This window comes from Natrinema pellirubrum DSM 15624 (assembly GCF_000230735.2).
Classification (GTDB): Archaea; Halobacteriota; Halobacteria; order Halobacteriales; family Natrialbaceae; genus Natrinema; species Natrinema pellirubrum.
Genome location: NC_019967.1, coordinates 87,665 through 103,761, shown reverse-complemented (window position 1 = coordinate 103,761; position 16,097 = coordinate 87,665). Strand labels below are relative to the sequence as shown.

General features: G+C 59.3%; 16 protein-coding genes and 4 pseudogenes. 15 read left to right on the top strand and 5 right to left on the bottom strand.

The annotated features are described in order from the left end of the window. The first annotated feature begins 141 nt into the window (after positions 1–141). On the top strand, positions 142–1,338 hold the full coding sequence (locus tag NATPE_RS18895) for a hypothetical protein (protein WP_015310262.1): 1,197 nt from the start codon (positions 142–144) through the stop codon (positions 1,336–1,338). 326 nt (positions 1,339–1,664) lie between these two features. Here NATPE_RS18895 and NATPE_RS18890 read toward each other — a convergent pair whose 3' ends face one another. Further along, a complete protein-coding gene (locus NATPE_RS18890; protein ID WP_015298760.1) occupies positions 1,665–3,143 on the bottom strand; it encodes an IS66-like element ISNpe8 family transposase in 1,479 nt (492 codons plus the stop codon). A 1,401-nt stretch (positions 3,144–4,544) separates the two neighbouring features. Further along, on the bottom strand, positions 4,545–4,781 hold the full coding sequence (locus NATPE_RS21635; protein ID WP_006181028.1) for a helix-turn-helix domain-containing protein: 237 nt from the start codon (positions 4,779–4,781) through the stop codon (positions 4,545–4,547). A 312-nt stretch (positions 4,782–5,093) separates the two neighbouring features. On the opposite strand from NATPE_RS21635, the gene NATPE_RS18880 reads away from it, so the two are divergent. The 4 genes and pseudogenes from NATPE_RS18880 (at position 5,094) to NATPE_RS18865 (ending at position 7,364) form a co-directional block, all read left to right on the top strand. Beyond that, positions 5,094–5,978: an IS1595-like element ISNpe7 family transposase gene (locus NATPE_RS18880; protein WP_006181027.1), complete on the top strand. Its 885-nt coding sequence runs from the start codon at positions 5,094–5,096 to the stop codon at positions 5,976–5,978. A 180-nt stretch (positions 5,979–6,158) separates the two neighbouring features. Then, positions 6,159–6,398: pseudogene (locus NATPE_RS18875) on the top strand (hypothetical protein); the annotation flags it as partial. A gap of 105 nt (positions 6,399–6,503) precedes the next feature. Then, positions 6,504–6,995, top strand: a complete 492-nt coding sequence (locus NATPE_RS18870; protein WP_006181025.1) for a hypothetical protein — start codon at positions 6,504–6,506, stop codon at positions 6,993–6,995. Positions 6,996–6,998: 3 nt separating this feature from the next. Then, positions 6,999–7,364 (top strand): DUF7568 family protein, encoded by a 366-nt coding sequence (locus NATPE_RS18865; protein WP_006181024.1) that lies wholly within the window; start codon positions 6,999–7,001, stop codon positions 7,362–7,364. A 23-nt stretch (positions 7,365–7,387) separates the two neighbouring features. Here the strand turns inward: NATPE_RS18865 and NATPE_RS23340 are convergent, their stop codons facing one another. Beyond that, positions 7,388–7,510 (bottom strand): hypothetical protein, encoded by a 123-nt coding sequence (locus tag NATPE_RS23340; RefSeq protein ID WP_275040165.1) that lies wholly within the window; start codon positions 7,508–7,510, stop codon positions 7,388–7,390. Between the two features lie 230 nt (positions 7,511–7,740). On the opposite strand from NATPE_RS23340, the gene NATPE_RS18860 reads away from it, so the two are divergent. From NATPE_RS18860 to NATPE_RS18850, 3 genes are all read left to right on the top strand, one after another. Then, positions 7,741–8,136: a DUF7567 family protein gene (locus tag NATPE_RS18860; protein ID WP_006181022.1), complete on the top strand. Its 396-nt coding sequence runs from the start codon at positions 7,741–7,743 to the stop codon at positions 8,134–8,136. Between the two features lie 82 nt (positions 8,137–8,218). Beyond that, positions 8,219–8,803 carry a hypothetical protein gene (locus NATPE_RS18855; RefSeq protein ID WP_006181020.1) on the top strand — a complete coding sequence of 195 codons (585 nt, stop codon included), beginning with the start codon at positions 8,219–8,221 and terminating at the stop codon, positions 8,801–8,803. Between the two features lie 44 nt (positions 8,804–8,847). Next, entirely contained in the window at positions 8,848–9,798 is a 951-nt protein-coding gene (locus tag NATPE_RS18850) for a MarR family transcriptional regulator (RefSeq protein WP_015310258.1), read from the top strand. A gap of 36 nt (positions 9,799–9,834) precedes the next feature. Here NATPE_RS18850 and NATPE_RS18845 read toward each other — a convergent pair. Next, positions 9,835–10,206 (bottom strand): annotated as a pseudogene (locus tag NATPE_RS18845) (restriction endonuclease); the annotation flags it as partial. Between NATPE_RS18845 and NATPE_RS18840 the strand changes: the two are divergent. The 5 genes and pseudogenes from NATPE_RS18840 to NATPE_RS18820 form a co-directional block, all read left to right on the top strand. Continuing rightward, positions 10,206–11,053: pseudogene (locus tag NATPE_RS18840) on the top strand (DUF6610 family protein); the annotation flags it as partial. The pseudogenes NATPE_RS18845 and NATPE_RS18840 overlap by 1 nt on opposite strands. 71 nt (positions 11,054–11,124) lie before the next feature. Further along, positions 11,125–11,472 (top strand): hypothetical protein, encoded by a 348-nt coding sequence (locus NATPE_RS18835; RefSeq protein WP_006181015.1) that lies wholly within the window; start codon positions 11,125–11,127, stop codon positions 11,470–11,472. An 88-nt stretch (positions 11,473–11,560) separates the two neighbouring features. Next, positions 11,561–12,508, top strand: coding sequence for an ArdC-like ssDNA-binding domain-containing protein (locus NATPE_RS18830; protein ID WP_006181014.1), 948 nt, complete (start codon positions 11,561–11,563; stop codon positions 12,506–12,508). Positions 12,509–12,788: 280 nt separating this feature from the next. Beyond that, on the top strand, positions 12,789–14,174 hold the full coding sequence (locus tag NATPE_RS18825; RefSeq protein ID WP_006181013.1) for an ATP-binding protein: 1,386 nt from the start codon (positions 12,789–12,791) through the stop codon (positions 14,172–14,174). Positions 14,175–14,402: 228 nt separating this feature from the next. Beyond that, positions 14,403–15,068, top strand: a complete 666-nt coding sequence (locus NATPE_RS18820; protein ID WP_006181012.1) for a helix-turn-helix domain-containing protein — start codon at positions 14,403–14,405, stop codon at positions 15,066–15,068. Positions 15,069–15,088: 20 nt separating this feature from the next. Here NATPE_RS18820 and NATPE_RS21630 read toward each other — a convergent pair. Further along, positions 15,089–15,424 (bottom strand): annotated as a pseudogene (locus NATPE_RS21630) (zinc ribbon domain-containing protein); the annotation flags it as partial. Between the two features lie 99 nt (positions 15,425–15,523). Between NATPE_RS21630 and NATPE_RS18815 the strand changes: the two are divergent. Next, positions 15,524–15,745 (top strand): hypothetical protein, encoded by a 222-nt coding sequence (locus NATPE_RS18815; RefSeq protein WP_006181011.1) that lies wholly within the window; start codon positions 15,524–15,526, stop codon positions 15,743–15,745. A gap of 68 nt (positions 15,746–15,813) precedes the next feature. Further along, positions 15,814–16,095 carry a hypothetical protein gene (locus NATPE_RS18810; protein ID WP_049804884.1) on the top strand — a complete coding sequence of 94 codons (282 nt, stop codon included), beginning with the start codon at positions 15,814–15,816 and terminating at the stop codon, positions 16,093–16,095. Positions 16,096–16,097 lie beyond the last annotated feature (2 nt).

Below are 16,097 nucleotides of genomic sequence, written 5' to 3'. Positions count from 1 at the left end.
GCTACGCGGTGCGCAGCTTCCCCCGGCGCAGCAGCGCGTCGCCATCTGAACCAAAGCGTGGACTTGCCGCAGCGACTAGGTCTGCACCCTTCTCGGCGGACGTGGGCGAGGTCCCAGTTGCGAGGTTTGCGGCTGGCGATAATGAATCAGACGGTAGTGTTACATACAGATGAACTACGTGGCGATTGGGACACACTCGTCTCGACGGGATCGGGGTTAGTCAATGCCCTCGTAAATGCCTCCCAAGGAGAGATCATCCAGTGCGCCAGCAAGTCGATCACGATCTCCAACTGGCTCGATCTCGACGTTGACGACGTGGTTGTTCGTGGGGTTGACGGACAGACGACGATCACAGTTGCAGACGGGGCTAACGTCGGCGGGTTCCGAATCGGCAGCAATTCAGCCACGACGGGCGTGACGGTCAAGGATTTCCATTTCGATGGGAATTACGACGGCCAAGATCAGACGGTTAAGCGACTCCACGCCTATATCACGGAGGACTGTGACGACATTGAGTTCGTCCGCTGTTCGGCCACTCGGACCTCTCCATATCAGGAACACAATTCTGGTGGGAGTGGGTTCGCTGCACGCTCTCTGTCAACGAACATTCGATATGTCGATTGTTCGACTGACGACATTGGGGACCGAGCGTGGCAACTCGCGGGCAGCGGCCACGAACTAATCAGACCAAAAACACGGGACGGCTATGACCGCAGTGTCTCACTTGATATCCAACTACCCGATGGGTCTTGGGATGGGGCTGACGATGTGACGATCACTGATGCAGACCTTGGAGGCATGGCCGACGGCAGCGCAATCAAGACCGTCCAATACGGGGCATCTAATATCCGCATCGTCGATCCGCACATCCACGGCGGGATCAAAGGGGGCATTGAGGCACACAATTCGAACTGTTCCGATTGGACGATAATCGCCCCTGAAATTGATAAACAAACCGCAACGGGAGCGGATAGCGCACTGTATTTATGTGAGGATGCTATCGTGATTGGAGGAGATATAAAACAGACCTCCACGTCGGGAGGGTGGGGCATTGTCATTGACGTTCAGGGACCAAACGTCGAAATCTCCGATTTAGACGTTAATATCGAATCAGGAGGGGGGACGAATCAGTTGACCCGTGTCGAAGGGAACCACTTCTCTTGGAGGGGGGAGATATTAAATGCGGATCACATAACAGTGGCGTTGACATTGCAGCACCGGATAGCGTGTCATAGAATACGTCTCATACCCTCAACTTGGCGATTATACAGCTTCCAATTCGCGTGTAATCCTATGAATTTCGTCAGTCATGGGTTTTGCTCAAGGGCGAAACCGTGAACAACGCCTCCTGAGAACTATTCTATGACACGCTCGCACCGGATGCAATAGTCGAGAACATCGCTATTGATGAGTTCGGTGACGGGACGGGGACGGGGGCAGCAGTGCGAGCCAACGCCTCGAACGCCAAAGTCTCTGATTGCGTTGGCAAAACAGCAAATGGACCAAGAGCGTTCATTGCGTGGGACGACCCGAGCGGAGTCTGTACGGATAACTACGACCGTTCCTCGGCATCGACCCATTACGATTTCGGTACGTGTTTACCCCGAGGTCTCAACAACCGGCACAGTCTGCTCTCGTGAGATCATTTCGTTGTCGGTACGTGTTTACCCCGAGGTCTCAACAACCGGCACAGTCTGCTCTCGTGAGATCATTTCGTTGTCGTGGACAACCCGCGTAAGTTCCTCGTATGGGTTGCGTCCCTGCTGGCGCCACGTCGCCAGCAGGGACAAGATCGTCTCGTGAACGAACATGCCACGGTCGTTCCGGAGTGTTCCGATGATTTTCCGGAGAACAACAGGTTCACGAAGGGCGTTTTCTGCGGCATTGTTCGTCGGGGAGACCGCTGGCTCACCGACGAAGGTGAGCCAGTGGTCGAGTCCACCTTCGATCTTCCCGAGGAGTGTTGCCACTGGTTCGTCGGTCACTGACCGCTCAACGAGCGATCTGAGGCCGTCCTGACACGCTCGATGCATCTGTGCTCTCGCACGAGGATCTGGGTCGGTCTCCAGCCACGACTGGAGACCGACGAACATCTGCTTGAGATACCGGTACACCGGTTCTGCCTCCTCGTGGTCACTAGCAACGTCTTCAGCCTCCCGGAGAAGATGTGCCCAGCACCGCTGAAGCGTACTGCTGAACGCTGGATACGCCGTCCACCCATCACAGATGACCGTTCCCGCGAAGTCCTCGCCAAGGACTTCCGCGGGAACATCACTCCCACGACTCTCTCTGACCGCGTACAGCGTATGCTCGTCCGTCCGAAACGTCCAGATCCACGCTTGGTCACCGTCACGCTTGATGCCGGTTTCGTCAACGTGGACGATTTCAGCCTCCTGAATCTCTCGACGGATCTGCTCGTACTCACAGCGACCGGCGCGCGCAGCGCGCTCGGTCGCGTGCCACGCGGATGCACCTGAGAGTTCGAGTCCGTGAAGTTGCTCGAAGCGGTCCGTGATTTTCCGGTAGGGAAGGCGGTGATCGTACCGTGACAGGGCAGATTGCGCGATGACGTTCACCCCGAACTGCCCCTCATCGGGGCAGTCGGGGTGAGTCGCAACCGTCTCAGTTCCACAGGAGTCGCATTGGTAGCGGTGTCGGTTGTACTGGGTGACTTCTGGTGGCTGTGGATCCGGGACTTCCTCGACGAGTCGGGGGCTGACGCCCACCGACTCGTCGAAGTGGTCGCCACACTCGGGACAACAGTCAGAGGTGACCTCGATTTCTTCATCAGGATCGGGCGGAGAGCGCCACTCCGGGTTGTGACCGTCCTTTCGACCGGGAGTACCACCATCAGTTCGGACATCGTCGTCTTCGTCGTCCTGCGAGGTCGGGGACTCGTCGGTCCCCGACCGTCGCTTACTGGGTGGAGTGTGTGGATTCTCGTACTTCCGGAGACGTGTTTCGAGTTCTTCGATCCGCTCTTGCTGCTCTTCGATCCGCTCTTGCTGCTCTTCGATCCGTTCGTTCTGTTCCTCGATCCGCTTGTCCTTCTGGGCAATCTTCTCTTCCAGCTCGTCGATTCGCTCCTCCATCTGGAGAAACCGCGAGAGGAGTTCGTCCTTGGAGAGATCGTCCCAGCTCATCGATTCCACCTCGAAACGACGACAGCAGGGCCGACGGGATGGTCTCCGGGCAGCGGAGACCATCCCTGAGAATGTAGACTGACTCCCTGCTGACAGACCATGTATCTGTCACAGGCCACCACCTACGAGACAGTGACGAAATCAGACGGGGCTAAACACGTACCGATTTCGCTTCGGCTCCCGATCTCCAAGCCGACAACTTCCCGACTCCAGCGTGACGTACTGAATGTATACTGAACGCTGGATTCATGCCGACTTCGACTGGAGAGTAACCCCGTAGCTGAGAGCGAGAGTCGCTTGATCGCGCGTCCGCCAGCACTGGGAGAGCTGGTCTCGTGCCGCAGCCACCGGCGACGGCACGGCAGGGAGCCGTCAACCACCTCACTCCCCCGTGCCTCGACGGCTGCCATGCCGTCATGGATGCACCCTGCCCGACGGAGAGGAGTCCCGAGAGGTCCGTTCCGGATCGGCGCTCCTCACCGCGCCACCCTAACGTGGGGTGGCGTCGGGACTTGTATGCCATGGGCCCCGTCGCTGTGTATGGTGTCCGCCCCGGTCGTCACTGCCGTGGGCGGCGGCAGGTGCCGCGCCCATCCCACAGCTTGCAGTGTAGCTTTCCCTGATGCGCACGGGGTAGCCGGTATGGGCCCAGACCTGACTGTCGGCGAGACGGTGCACGGGTATCGTGTGTGCACGGTCGAGACCGACGATGGGATCGCAATCAGGCTCGCCCACCCGGGACCAGCGGAGGGGATAGCCGAGATCACGCGGGCGATCACGGCACGGACACCGGCCCGAGGGCTCGACACCGCCTGCCGGCGTGCGGCCGATGGGCACCCCTGCCGGTGAGTACGGGCACCGATCATGGTGACTGGACCAGAAGACAGATACTGGCCGCCACCTCCTGACCGACTACTACTGGGGGCGGCCAGTAGCTGGTCGATCAGTGCTCATCACCTCCAGTAGCCTTCTGTCGATGCCGACCGCACGGCGCGGGGTTCACACCGTGTCGACCTCCCAACAACGGATTGGGCCAGCGTCGCCGTCATCCCCACGCCGCAACGCCGCGGCCGACATACCATACGCACTTGGCAGCGGCGGCCCGTGGGCTGGGTGCAGCGCACGGTGCAGGCCCGCGTCCACGTCCGACCACGGTGGCCGCGAGGGCAGGTTTCGCGGGATCCTCGACGAATTCGTAGAGTCCTCGTGAGATGCGCTGGATCCAGCCGGCATCGCGAAGACTCCAGTGGGAAAACTCGACGTTCCCTTTCTCGAGGTCGGTTTCGTCCATCAACCATCGTGGATTGGCCCGTCACTACGGATCGTTGCTGTCACATCTTGTTTCAGCTCGTTCAAAACAAGCCCACCGAGACCTTCTCGGTCGAGATCCTACTACATACGTTATTCTTCCCTCGGGTCAGTAACAAAACAATAGAGCCCTCGATTCACCTTTTCAACCCAGCCTGCATCTACAAGTCCTCGGAGTGCCCGATTAATGTATTGCCGTCGCGTCTCGAGTGCCTCCTCAAGGCGCTTTGGATTCGCGTATCCCCATGGCTCGCCATCTTCCCGTCCCTCTTTTAGTATATCAAGAATAGCCTCCTGCCGGTCATCAGGCTCGAAATCCTTGTTCACCATCTTACTACAGGCTATTCTCATCGAGCACTAAGCATTACGGTGGTCTTTCATCTCACCACGGAAGGGGTTACTATGTATGTTACGATGTAACTATTAAGTAGATGGGGCTGGTATTCGGTAATGAGAACGCGGGATCTCCGAGAAAATCGGACGGTGCTAGGACACCGCCCGCGCTTCTCAGAGGTCCGAGAAGCAATGTTAGCTACGGATTCCATCACTGAACGCTCTTCTGTAGCGGATTGTTGGTGAGTTGGAGCAGTAGCTGGAAGTCACAGCGGGCAAGGGTGGCGCGACCGCGCCACCCGACGAACAATGTTCCCTATCAAGACGTTTGTCTCGGAGCGTCGGGCCGCGAATCTGCTGGCACAGATTCGCTGGCGTGACGGCGTCTATTGCCCGCGCTGCCGTGCCGAATCAGCGATTCGGTACGGCAGCTATCGGGTGTTTCAACGGTATCTGTGTAAGGATTGCGGCCGGACGTTCAACGACAAGACCGGCACGGTCTTCGAACACTCGGCGATACCACTCAGGAAGTGGTATCTGGCCGTCTACACCTATATCCGGCTGAACACGAGCATTCGGCAACTGGATGCCGAACTCGCCGTCTCATACAAGACAGTGTACCGGCGCGTCCAGCGCTTCCTGCGGGCGCTGGACGCGCCTCGGCCACAATTAGAAGGCCCGGTGGAAATCGACGAGCTCTACGTCAAGGCAGGGAAGAAGGGCCGCGAGCGCGACGGCTGGTCGCGCTCGCGTGGCCTGTCCACGCGTGGCCGCGGAACGTATCATGAGGACAAGCCGCCAGTGTTCATCCTCGCTGACCGCGGTACGGGAGAAACGTACGTTCACCCGGCGAAAGCCGCTGACGAATCGACGATTCGACTCCTGCTTGGCGACCGCCAGCAGGAGTCGCTGACCGTCTACACCGACGGCTTTCGGGCGTACGACCCGCTCAACGGGGACGACGCCTTCGACCGCCAGTGTGTCGTCCACGGCGAGGGTGAATACGCCGATGGAGACGTGCACGTCAACACGTGCGAGAGCCACGCGTCGCTGGCGCGACGGTGGCTCTCGCCCCATCGAGGCGTCTCCAAAGACAAACTCACACCCTATCTCAGAGCGTTACAGCTTCGCAAACGCGTCCGCCGAAAACCCGGCGACGAAGCGCTCAAAATCATCCTCGAAACTGCGCTATGATGCTACCAACAATCCTCTACCCATGAGCGATCAAGGTATTCCGTAGCGTTGCGTACCGTTCTGAATCTGCACTCACCTCTGTAAGAGTCAGTTCCGGTGAAAGAAACTCAAGACGAAATTGACTGTGCGATGCTCTCTCCGACAAGCAGCTCATACACTATGAGTAATCTGAGAACAGAGAGGAGTATTGACACCGACACACCACAGATTGCGCTTCCGGTGTCGGTCGAGGCGCAAATCGAGTCCCAGAGCAAGCCCTACACGGCGGCTGCGTTCTTCCACTTCAAGGCGACCGGCTCGCTCGAGCGTCACCGCGCCTACCACGCGGCGTACGAGACGGACGCGTTCGCGGTCGATTTCGAGACCGACTACGCATCGGGTGACCTGACGATCACTGTCGACCGAGCGGACAAATCCTGAGGATCGGCCGCCAGAGCAGGTTTTTGAGCGCCGGCGATGGGTGCCGGCGCAGCAGGAGCGAGCGAGCAACGACTCCCGGTGCGTCGGCGCTTCGAGGTGTTCGAGATGCACATGGTCATTTACAGTCTGGTAGAAGCATCGACAGAAGACGAAGCACTATCCACCGGAAAGACGGTGTTCGACCGCCTAGTCGGCGCCGACCCACACGCCGGCGCAGTCTTCGACTACCACGTGACTTTTGATGAGGAAGACACGTCCGTTGCGGGGAAGGCGCGATGGGGTGAGCTCCCGACCGCGGCCCCCGTCGACTCCGACGACGGCCAGGACCTCCTCGAGCGTGGCTGGGAGGCGACGAAAGAAGAGTTCGAGCGCAACCTTGAGCGAGTGAAGGAAGCGCTCAACGAGCTCTCCGACGAGGAGATCATGCGTGACGAAGACCTCGCCCGCCACGCGTTCCATCAAGTTGGTGCGTACGACGGCCCGACGATCTTCCTGTATAACGAACACGCGAACGGCATCCGTCACCGCGAACAGTTGGATCGAGTGCTGGAGGAGAGCGAGGAGCTCTGGATCGTGCCCGCCGACGTCCACTTTTAACAGATGCCCCGGATCACAAACTGGCGGCGTGAAAGTCGCACGCCGACGCTCGAGTATCGAAACGGCGAGACTGGCGCTCGGGCTGTCCTACACCGAGCCCCGGACTCGTACCGCTACAAGTGGCGTGGCGCGATCATCGTCGACGGCTACCCAGTGTGGTCGCAAGGGTACAAGACAAAGGACGCGAAAGCGTTCAGGAACGTTCTCCGCGACCAACCTGCTCCCGAGATGAGTTGTCGGGAGTGTCTGAACGGCGACGTGGTCGTCGGTGATAAATCGGCTGACGGTTCGAAGGTCCAGCGCTGGTTCGAGTGTCGGAACTGTGGATACGAAGCGCCCTCAAGGATTGTGTACGGCGCCGAGCGTTGAGAGACATACCCACCTTTACCGTGTTAGAAATCGGTCTCGAATTCGTCTTCGTCAGGCAGCATCTCAAGTGCCTCCTCAGCAGAAACAGCTTCAGGAGACTCATTACCGTCTTCGTCTCCGGCTTCTCCGGCTGTGGGAGCGGACATACAAAACCAGATGCAGTATAGTCTGATAAACCTTTACCGGCAGTACAGCACCAAGCAACATCCCTGACGACGAAATTCCTGAAAAGTGCGTGCACTCACTCAGACCAACGCCCAGTACAACACGGTCGTGATAGTTAGCAATTGAGAGGCGGATCTATTTTCAGCGGCATCGGTGGCGTTTATTTCTGGGCCGGAATGAGTGGCCCGTCTCAATCGGGCCAGATTCACAGATGAGTTTAGAAATCATCGACCGACACAGTGAGGCACTGTTCGAGTTCCTCTGGTGTCCCGTTTGCGGGCACGAGGTATTCAGCCACATTCCGTTCGAGGGCGTGTTCTGCAGGAACTGCAATACGCAGGTTGAACTCCAAGAATCCCGAGAGACACGCGGCTACGAGGAAGCCGTTCTCGCTTGCTTCGACACCCACTCAACGTGGAACCTCCACGTCGACGAAAAGCTCCGTCGCGACCTACCCGATGGGTCGGCGCGGGTGAAGATCCTCGGCGCACCGGGTGCCTACGAGGTCGACTGGTGGAGTCCAGCACCTGGGGAGGATTGGGAGCCAGTCGAGCGTGGTGAATTCGACGACGTGGAGGAACCAGACGAGGTGTCACATCTCGCGTAGTGGATAGCAATCCCGCTACGACTGCGTAGTGTTGTTCCTGCGCCGGCGATGGGTGCCGGCGCACATGTGCCGGCGAGTACCGATGTCGACACGGAGTCAACTCCGATTCGTCCAACGAGTCGAACAGACCGATGAGGCAGATGGCGGCGCCGACCGCGTCGCGCAGGTGTACCGGCATTCGGACGGCTACCCGGGGAGCGTCCTCCAGGATCTTGCACAGCTGAAAGAGCTGCTCGATGCGACCCGTGCCGAGCGCGGACCGGGTTACACGGCCGCGACGTTCGTGTTCCTCAACAAGCTCTCGACGGTCGACCTCTATCTGGATGGCGACCCAGAGCGAACGATCGACGCGGCTCAGCCAGCGGATCTCCTCGAGCCGTCCAATATGGAGCACCTCAACCAGCCGCTGTTCCTGCTGGGCTACGGTGTCGAGAATCCGGCTAACGGCATCCACGGCGACGAGGAGTACCTCTACGTCGTCGAACTCCCGACCCGGAACCCGTTCGACGAACTGACAGAGTGGATAGTCAAAGTGAGCGGTCACTCTGCATTCCCCCGCTGGGACGGCCCGACCGACGAGGCCTTCGAGCGGGCGAACTGGCAATTCCACGGGTCCCTCGAGGACGCGCTCGCAGAACTGGTCCGGGACGAAGCAGTCGTCAAGTAAAATGCCAAATCATATTTATATAGATAGGGTTTAGAAAGACCCAGATGATTTCGAAGGCCGGACTCGCCGTACTTGACGCGCTGAGTACCGGCCGTGAAGCAACACCGGAGGAACTTGCGGCCGAAACCGGATATTCACGAGACCATCTCTACGAGGTACTCGACGAATTCCTCGCAACGGGATTGCTCGCAGAAACCCGTAGCCCCAGCAATCAGCGTCGAGTCCGCATTGCGGAACATCCCGTCACCGAAGCGTATCGAACGCTCCAGTCGGTGTTCAGCCACGTAGACTGGACGGAACTACTCTCGCCAGCTGCCCTCCGCGTGTGTTGGTATCTCGATAGACCACGACACATCGCTGATATCGCAGACCGACTCGGAATCACTCGACAAGGTGTCCACAGCGCGTTATCGCCGCTCAAGCACCGAGCGTTACTCTCCAGATCCGATCCGAAGTATGCCCTCCAAGACGAGGTCTCGCCGCTGTTGGCGTTCGTCCGGGCCGCCGTAGAGCACGAACATCGATCACGAGTCCGAGAAATCGCTCCCAGCGCCACGATCGCGTGGTGTGATCCGAAGCGATCCCTCGTTCGCGTGCAGACCGGTGAGGATACAGACGCACTCCAAGCAGCTCCGGACTGGAAGATGACCGGACTGGGCCGGTTCGCAGTGTATGGTCTACAGTTTTTCCTCGCCGGCGAGCCTCCGTTCTGGTATGCTCCAGACGAGGAGCTACCGCCTGCTGAAGTCGTGTGCCATACGCTCCTTCTCGATAGCGGATCCCGGCGCGTCAGTTATTCGATGCTGCTGATCGAGGCGGAGGATATCGATCAGGAGACACTCGTCGAGACCGCACAGTGGTACGACCTAGAACCTACTGTGAAAGCGTTGTATCGGCCACTTCAAGGTGACTTCGACAGGCCAGATGATCTGCCCGTCATCCTCCCAAAGAAGGACGAATATATGGCACTCAAAGAGCAGTACGGAGTCGCGTAACACCAACCCAGAAGCCCAGCGGAAAATTGCGACGGGTTAGATGATACCGCCGATCACGAGTAGTCCGACGACAAGCAGCAGCGTCGCAACCACGCTCCCGCCAGCCAGCTGCTTGTTCTCCATTGCCTTCTCGTGGAGTGACATCTCGGCGTACTCCTCTCGGAACGCCTCGAGGTTCTCCTCGTCGTAGAAGTACTTCATCTTCAGCGCGAACCGTTCGGTCACCGCACAACCTGTACAGACCGGATCCCCTTCGAGCCGTTCGGTCTTGCTGTGGCTGCCGCAGGCGATCGCCCCGCAGTTCGGACAGTAGGTGTACGTCTCGTCAACGCCGCTCGTTTCGCAGTGGACGCAGCGATGAATCCCGTCCTCCAGAGTGACCCGTGAAGAGCCAGCAGCATAGTCTTCAGGCAGACCAGTACCTGAACCTCGAGATTCCTGTGGGGATGCTCGATAACGACTTCCGCAATCCCGACCTGGAACGATTCGTCGATCGGTTCTTCGAGCACGAGCCACAGGTCGGTGACATCGGTGACATCTACGAACCAGCTGACGCCGACGCCCACGTCGTTGCCGCTCGCGAGATCCAAGCGAGCTACCCCGAGGCCGATCTCATCGTCGTTCCGAAGTCAGGGCGGTGATCGACGCGATTCCCGAGACCCTCGTCCTCGGGTATTCACGAGGATACGCCGACCGCCTGGCCCACGAGTTCTCCGACCCTGCCGATTGGAGAGGGCGGCGCGTCCACATCCTCGGCGGGAGTCCGCCCAAGCAGCTCGACGCCATTCGACAGTTGACCCGACCGACACTCACGGACGAGCCACCAGCCGACATCGTCGGCGTCGACTGGAACGGGCTGCATCGCGGCGCGCAGTTCGGTGAGTTCTGGACGGCCGACGGCTGGGACGACAGCGGTCGCGACGCCGACCACGTCACCGTGCGAAAGACGGTGCGCCACAGCCTCGCTCGCGTCCGTGAGTTTTGGAGGGCCCACGGAATCTGGCCCGAAACGACACCGCAAAACGAGGGGCTCAACGTCGAGTACGAGGGTCCGAGTCCTGCCGATCTCGAGGACGCTGCCTGTACCGAGTGCGGGACGAACGTCTGGCGAACTCACCGCGGCCCGTACGTCGCCGAATACGATATCGGCGCAATCTGTGGATACTGTAGCTACGGGTGCTACTTCAGCCACCGTCACCGGAACAACCTGGAGGAGATCGCCGGCGAGCAGAGCGTCTACCTCCCGCCGGCGTGACTTCGCGACCTGTTTTTCGTGCCCCCAGAGAGGGCGAGGGCTCCTTCGAAAGCTCTCAGAGGTGATTTATTATGAGTCAACAACAGAGCGTTGACAACGTCTCGATCGACGACATCCCAGTCGATATCGCCAACACACAATCAGGTGAGGTCGATCCCACTGAGGTCCCCGATGAAATCGAATCGATCACCCGGGGACTTGCCGGCGACCATCCGCCGACAAATCCCATAGTGGTTCTCAAAGCGGCTCGCTGGTGGTATCTACACGGGAAGGGGGGTTCAGATCCCGCCTTCCAGTGGGCCATCGAATGGACGCGTCACCTTGCGATCGACACGCCGAGCGACGTCGAGCAATTCGACGAGTTTTGCGACTACCTCGTTACGGTCGGCTTCGCTGACGAACGCCACGAACTCCGCTAACCGACAGACTCGGTTTTTTGGACGCCCCTGAGGGGTGCGGCGCGGTCTGAACAGACGCAGTCGCCGTGACATTGATTCGGTGAACACAATGGCTACGACCAGTGATTCGTCGGTCTCCTTCGACCAGACCGACACGCGATCCGACGAGATGCACAGCACGATCGAACAGTGGATCGACGACCTCGTCGCCGGCGTCGACGACGCACAGGCCAGCGCGGAATTCCAGGAGTGGCTTGACGTTCAGAGTCGCTTCCACGACTACTCGTATCGGAACGCGCTCCTCATCAAGCGGCAGTGTCCCGAGGCAACCCGCGTGGCGGGCTACCGGACGTGGCAGGAGGAGTTCAACCGCCACGTCGCGGAAGGCGAGTCGGCCATCTGGATCTGGGCGCCGATCATCACGAAACGCTGCCCGGAGTGCGAGAACTCGCCGAGCTACCACGAGGACAGTGACTGTGACTACGACGAGACGCCGCCCGAGGAGTGGTCCGAGGGCCTCGTGGGATTCAAGCCTGCGCCGGTGTTCGATGTCTCCCAGACCGAGGGGGAATCACTTCCCGACCTGGACACGGAAGCGACCGGGGACGCCGGCGACCTCGTCGAACAGTTGACTGCCGCTGCCGACGACCTCGATGTGACGGTACGAATCGTTCCGGAAGCGGAGTGGACCCACGGCGAGGCGAAAGGCATCTGCGAGCAGCTGAGTCTCGTCGATATGCAACCGCGTGTCGAGGTGCGTGATCGGGCAAACGAGGCCGACCTTGCGCGGACGCTGATCCACGAGTACGCGCACGCCTTGCTCCACTTCGACGTCGACGACGACACCGAGCGGGCGAAACGCGAAGTCGAGGCTGAAGCCGTCGCCTACGTCGTCGGGCGCTACTGCGGGCTCGACACGAGCGGGTCAGCGTTCTACCTCGCTGCGTGGGAGTCGGACGGCCCCGAGGTCTTTCGCGAGCGCCTCGGCCGGATTAGTCGAACGGCAGAGGAACTCATCGACGTTCTGGAGGACGAATCCCCGTCCTCACCCATTTAACCAACGTGGTAATGAATTTCTTCCGCCCTGTTGGTTAAGTTTTCTGCGCCCGCCAGCCTCGTGTTTCGTTAATCGATTTTAACCAAGCAGCGAAGGCTTGTACCCACAGGATCCGACATATCGCGATTTTCTCTCGTTGCGCAAAATCGTCCACTATCCGAGCAAACGAAACGAGGGCTGAGACAGTCCATCACCTATCTGATCTTAGCCAATTTTGAAATAGCCAATTCAAAATTAGTCTATTCGAGAGTGTTTTACTGGTGGAGGACGACGGGTGCCTATGGAGCGTTTCGTGGACCGGGACGAGGAACTCTCGCGACTGCGAGAGTGCTACGACTCCGATCGGGGGGAACTGGCGGTTATCTATGGCCGGCGCCGTCTCGGCAAGACCCAACTCGTGCAACACTCACTTCGGGATCGGGACGACGCTGTCGTCTACCAGGCGACCGAGACGACGACACAGTTCCAGCTCGACGAGTTCGTCGACGTCGCCGCCGAGACGTTCCCTGGCATCACGAATATCAAGCAGAACTGGGAGGCACTCCTCACATATCTCGGTGACCAGAACGCGGTCGTCGTCTTAGACGAATTCCCCTACCTCATCGACGCCGACGGGAGTCTTCCTTCCGTCATCCAGCGTCTCTGGGATCAGCACTTCCAGCAGACGTCCGGAACGCTCGTGCTCGTCGGCTCATCGATCAGTATGATGGAGGAGGCTGCTCTCCTCGGGAATAGTCCGCTCTACGGCCGCGCCACCGTGAAGCTGGACCTCCGGCCTCTAGACTTTGCCGCCGCCCAAGAGTTCCTCCCAGACACTTACACGCCCGAAGAACGCGTGTTCGCGTGGGGGATCGTCGGCGGTGTCCCGTACTACCTCGACGGAGTGGACCTGAGTCGGGATCTCGGAACAGTGCTCACTGAGGAAGTGCTCTCACAGCGAGGGTATCTCCACAACGAACCCGAGTACGTTCTCCGTACCGAGTTGACTGACCCCAATCGGTATTTCGCGATCCTCACCGCGATCGCTGCGGGGAAGACGACATCGAACGAGATTGCGCAAGCGATCGGGATCGACGGGAAGCAGATTTCTACGTACACGCAGAAACTCGAGCGATTACGGCTCATCGAGCGGGAGGTTCCGCTCACGGAGCAGAAGGCGAAATCTCGCCGCGGTCGGTATCGACTCCTCGACCCGTTGTTCCGGTTCTGGTTCCGGTTCGTCTACGGGAACGAAGACCGCTACGAGCGACTCGGCGAAGACGCCTACGAAGCACTCATCGAACCAGAACTCGCAGACTTCGTCAGTACGGCATTCGAGACGCTCTGCCAGGACGCTCTCCCGGATCTCTACCCGGACAAGCTCTTCCTCGATATCGGGCGCTGGTGGTACAAGGACCACGAGATCGACGTCGTCGGATTCGCTGACGAGGCAACGATGGTCGTTGGGGAGTGCAAATTCACGAACGCGCCTATGGACTACAGCGCGCTCGCATCGCTGGAAGAACACGCCGAAGCGGTTCGATGGACGCCACGAGACGGTGGAGACGTCGACATCGAATACGCGTTGTTCACGCGGAGTGGTGCGACCCAAGCCGTCCGCGAAGCAGTCGCCGAGCGCGACGACCTCAACCTGTTCGACCTCCGAGAGATCGTCCGTATCCCGTGACTTCTCCCACGACTAACGTCCTGTTTCTTACCCATAAGTTCACCAAGTTCCAAACAGAGGTTTCAGACGCTGTCGACCCCAATCTATACTCAGAAGATCGAGGTGAGGAGTGAGCCGGGCGATGATCTCGGCAGTCGGGGGTTACTGAGGACGCTCGCCAGATCCAGCCAGCAGACCCACACAAAGAATAATACTTTTGTCTGTTACACAAATTTGTGTAGCTATAGAATGTATGAGGTGTGCGGTGAGAAGGAATTCAAGGTCCTCCTCGCGCTCGATCCAGGCGATTCCATCTCCGGCGTCGCGCGGAAGATCGACGAGAACCGGGAGACGATTCGGCGCGTCGTGAACCGTCTCGAGGAGGCCGGCTACGTCGTGTATGATGATGGTCTCCAGTTCCTTGATCAGACGATTCGGGATGTCGGGCTCGAGTTCCTGGCCGCAGCAGCGGCTACCTCGCCGCCGTCAATCCCGGAGGCGTACGTCCTTCCGCAGTTCGCTGGCATGGACTACGCATTCACCGCTATCGATGCAGTCTACGTCTGGACTCGCGGTGGCTATCAAGTCGCTCGCGAGCCGGATGATTATCCGCTGTTCATCGCCGTCCACGAGTCAGATTTTGACGCCTGGACAGCGTTCTTCGACCGATTTGGGATCCCCACTGCGGAGGACCGCCAACCTGCCGACGGTCTCGACGGCGCTATTCAGGTTGTCCTCGAGCCACGGGCAGAGATCGAGGCTGAGATGGTCGACGGACGACCCGTCATTCCGCTTCAGGACGCTGTTGCGTTCGCAAACGAATACTACGCAACCTTCGAGTCCGCACTCGACATGCTCGACCGGATGTACGACCAGGTCGACACCGATGTGAATTATCGCCGGGAGCCAACCTGAATGAGCCAAGAAGACCGCAGTCAGTGACTCACGACTGAAGTCGTGGGCTTTTCGGTGGACTCCCGTTCTGCCGACACTGGGGTGTCGGACGCCACGTCAGTCGCGTTCACGGTCATCATCCCCGACTTCAGGGCGTACTGACAGAACGCCCCTCCAGCGGGGGACTTCTGCCCTCGCTAGAGTTTTCGCGCGAGTTTTCGCGCCACGTTCTTCGCCGCGTTGTAGTCTGCATTTGCCTGATAGGAACAGTCCAAGCACTCGAAGTGTTGACCATCCCGGTTTTCCTCCAAGATACAGCCACACTTCGAGCATTGCTGGCTCGTGTACTGTGGCTCTACTGTAGCCACGACGACCCCGCATCCGCTTTCTGTGCGTGGCTGCCGCTAAGAAATAAAGCGGCCAGAGCGAACCGACGCTGTTTATCCGCGCCTCAACAGGAGCGGAGGCGATCATCAGTGGGCAATCCTGACAGTCAATCGTTTAACACAAGCAAGCTTTCACCAGAACAACGGCTCGAATCCCCGAATACCCGACTCATCAACGCCGGCATTGTGACGATTCACGACATGGAGACGCTGCGAGCGTGCGTCGCCTACGAGAACGCGAATCAGCAGCGCGTCCAGGTCCTCCGCCGGCTCGAAGATCAGGCCAGTGAAATCCGCTCACAGGACGGCTGACGCGACAGCTAGGGGCAGTTTGTCAGGGCCTCGGTGGGTGGAGACTCGAATGAGATGACCGACCTAAAATCGAGATTCAACGACAGACCGCGTTCGGTGATGATGGCCAGCTCGAAGTGACCGAAACGAGCATCGAGACATCACTCGAGGACTTCGGCGCTGACGTGGATCACCGCGACCGCGATTCACGACTTGGCCGACCCGAGGCGAGCGAGTTCGGCGTCGACGATCGGCCCGAAGTCGAGCACTCAGAAGAAGGCGATCAGCCCACGCTCTTCGCTGATACGGCCGAGGACCAACAGATACTCGCCGGCGACGATGCGGCCGCTCGCTGTCTCTTCGAGGAGTAACT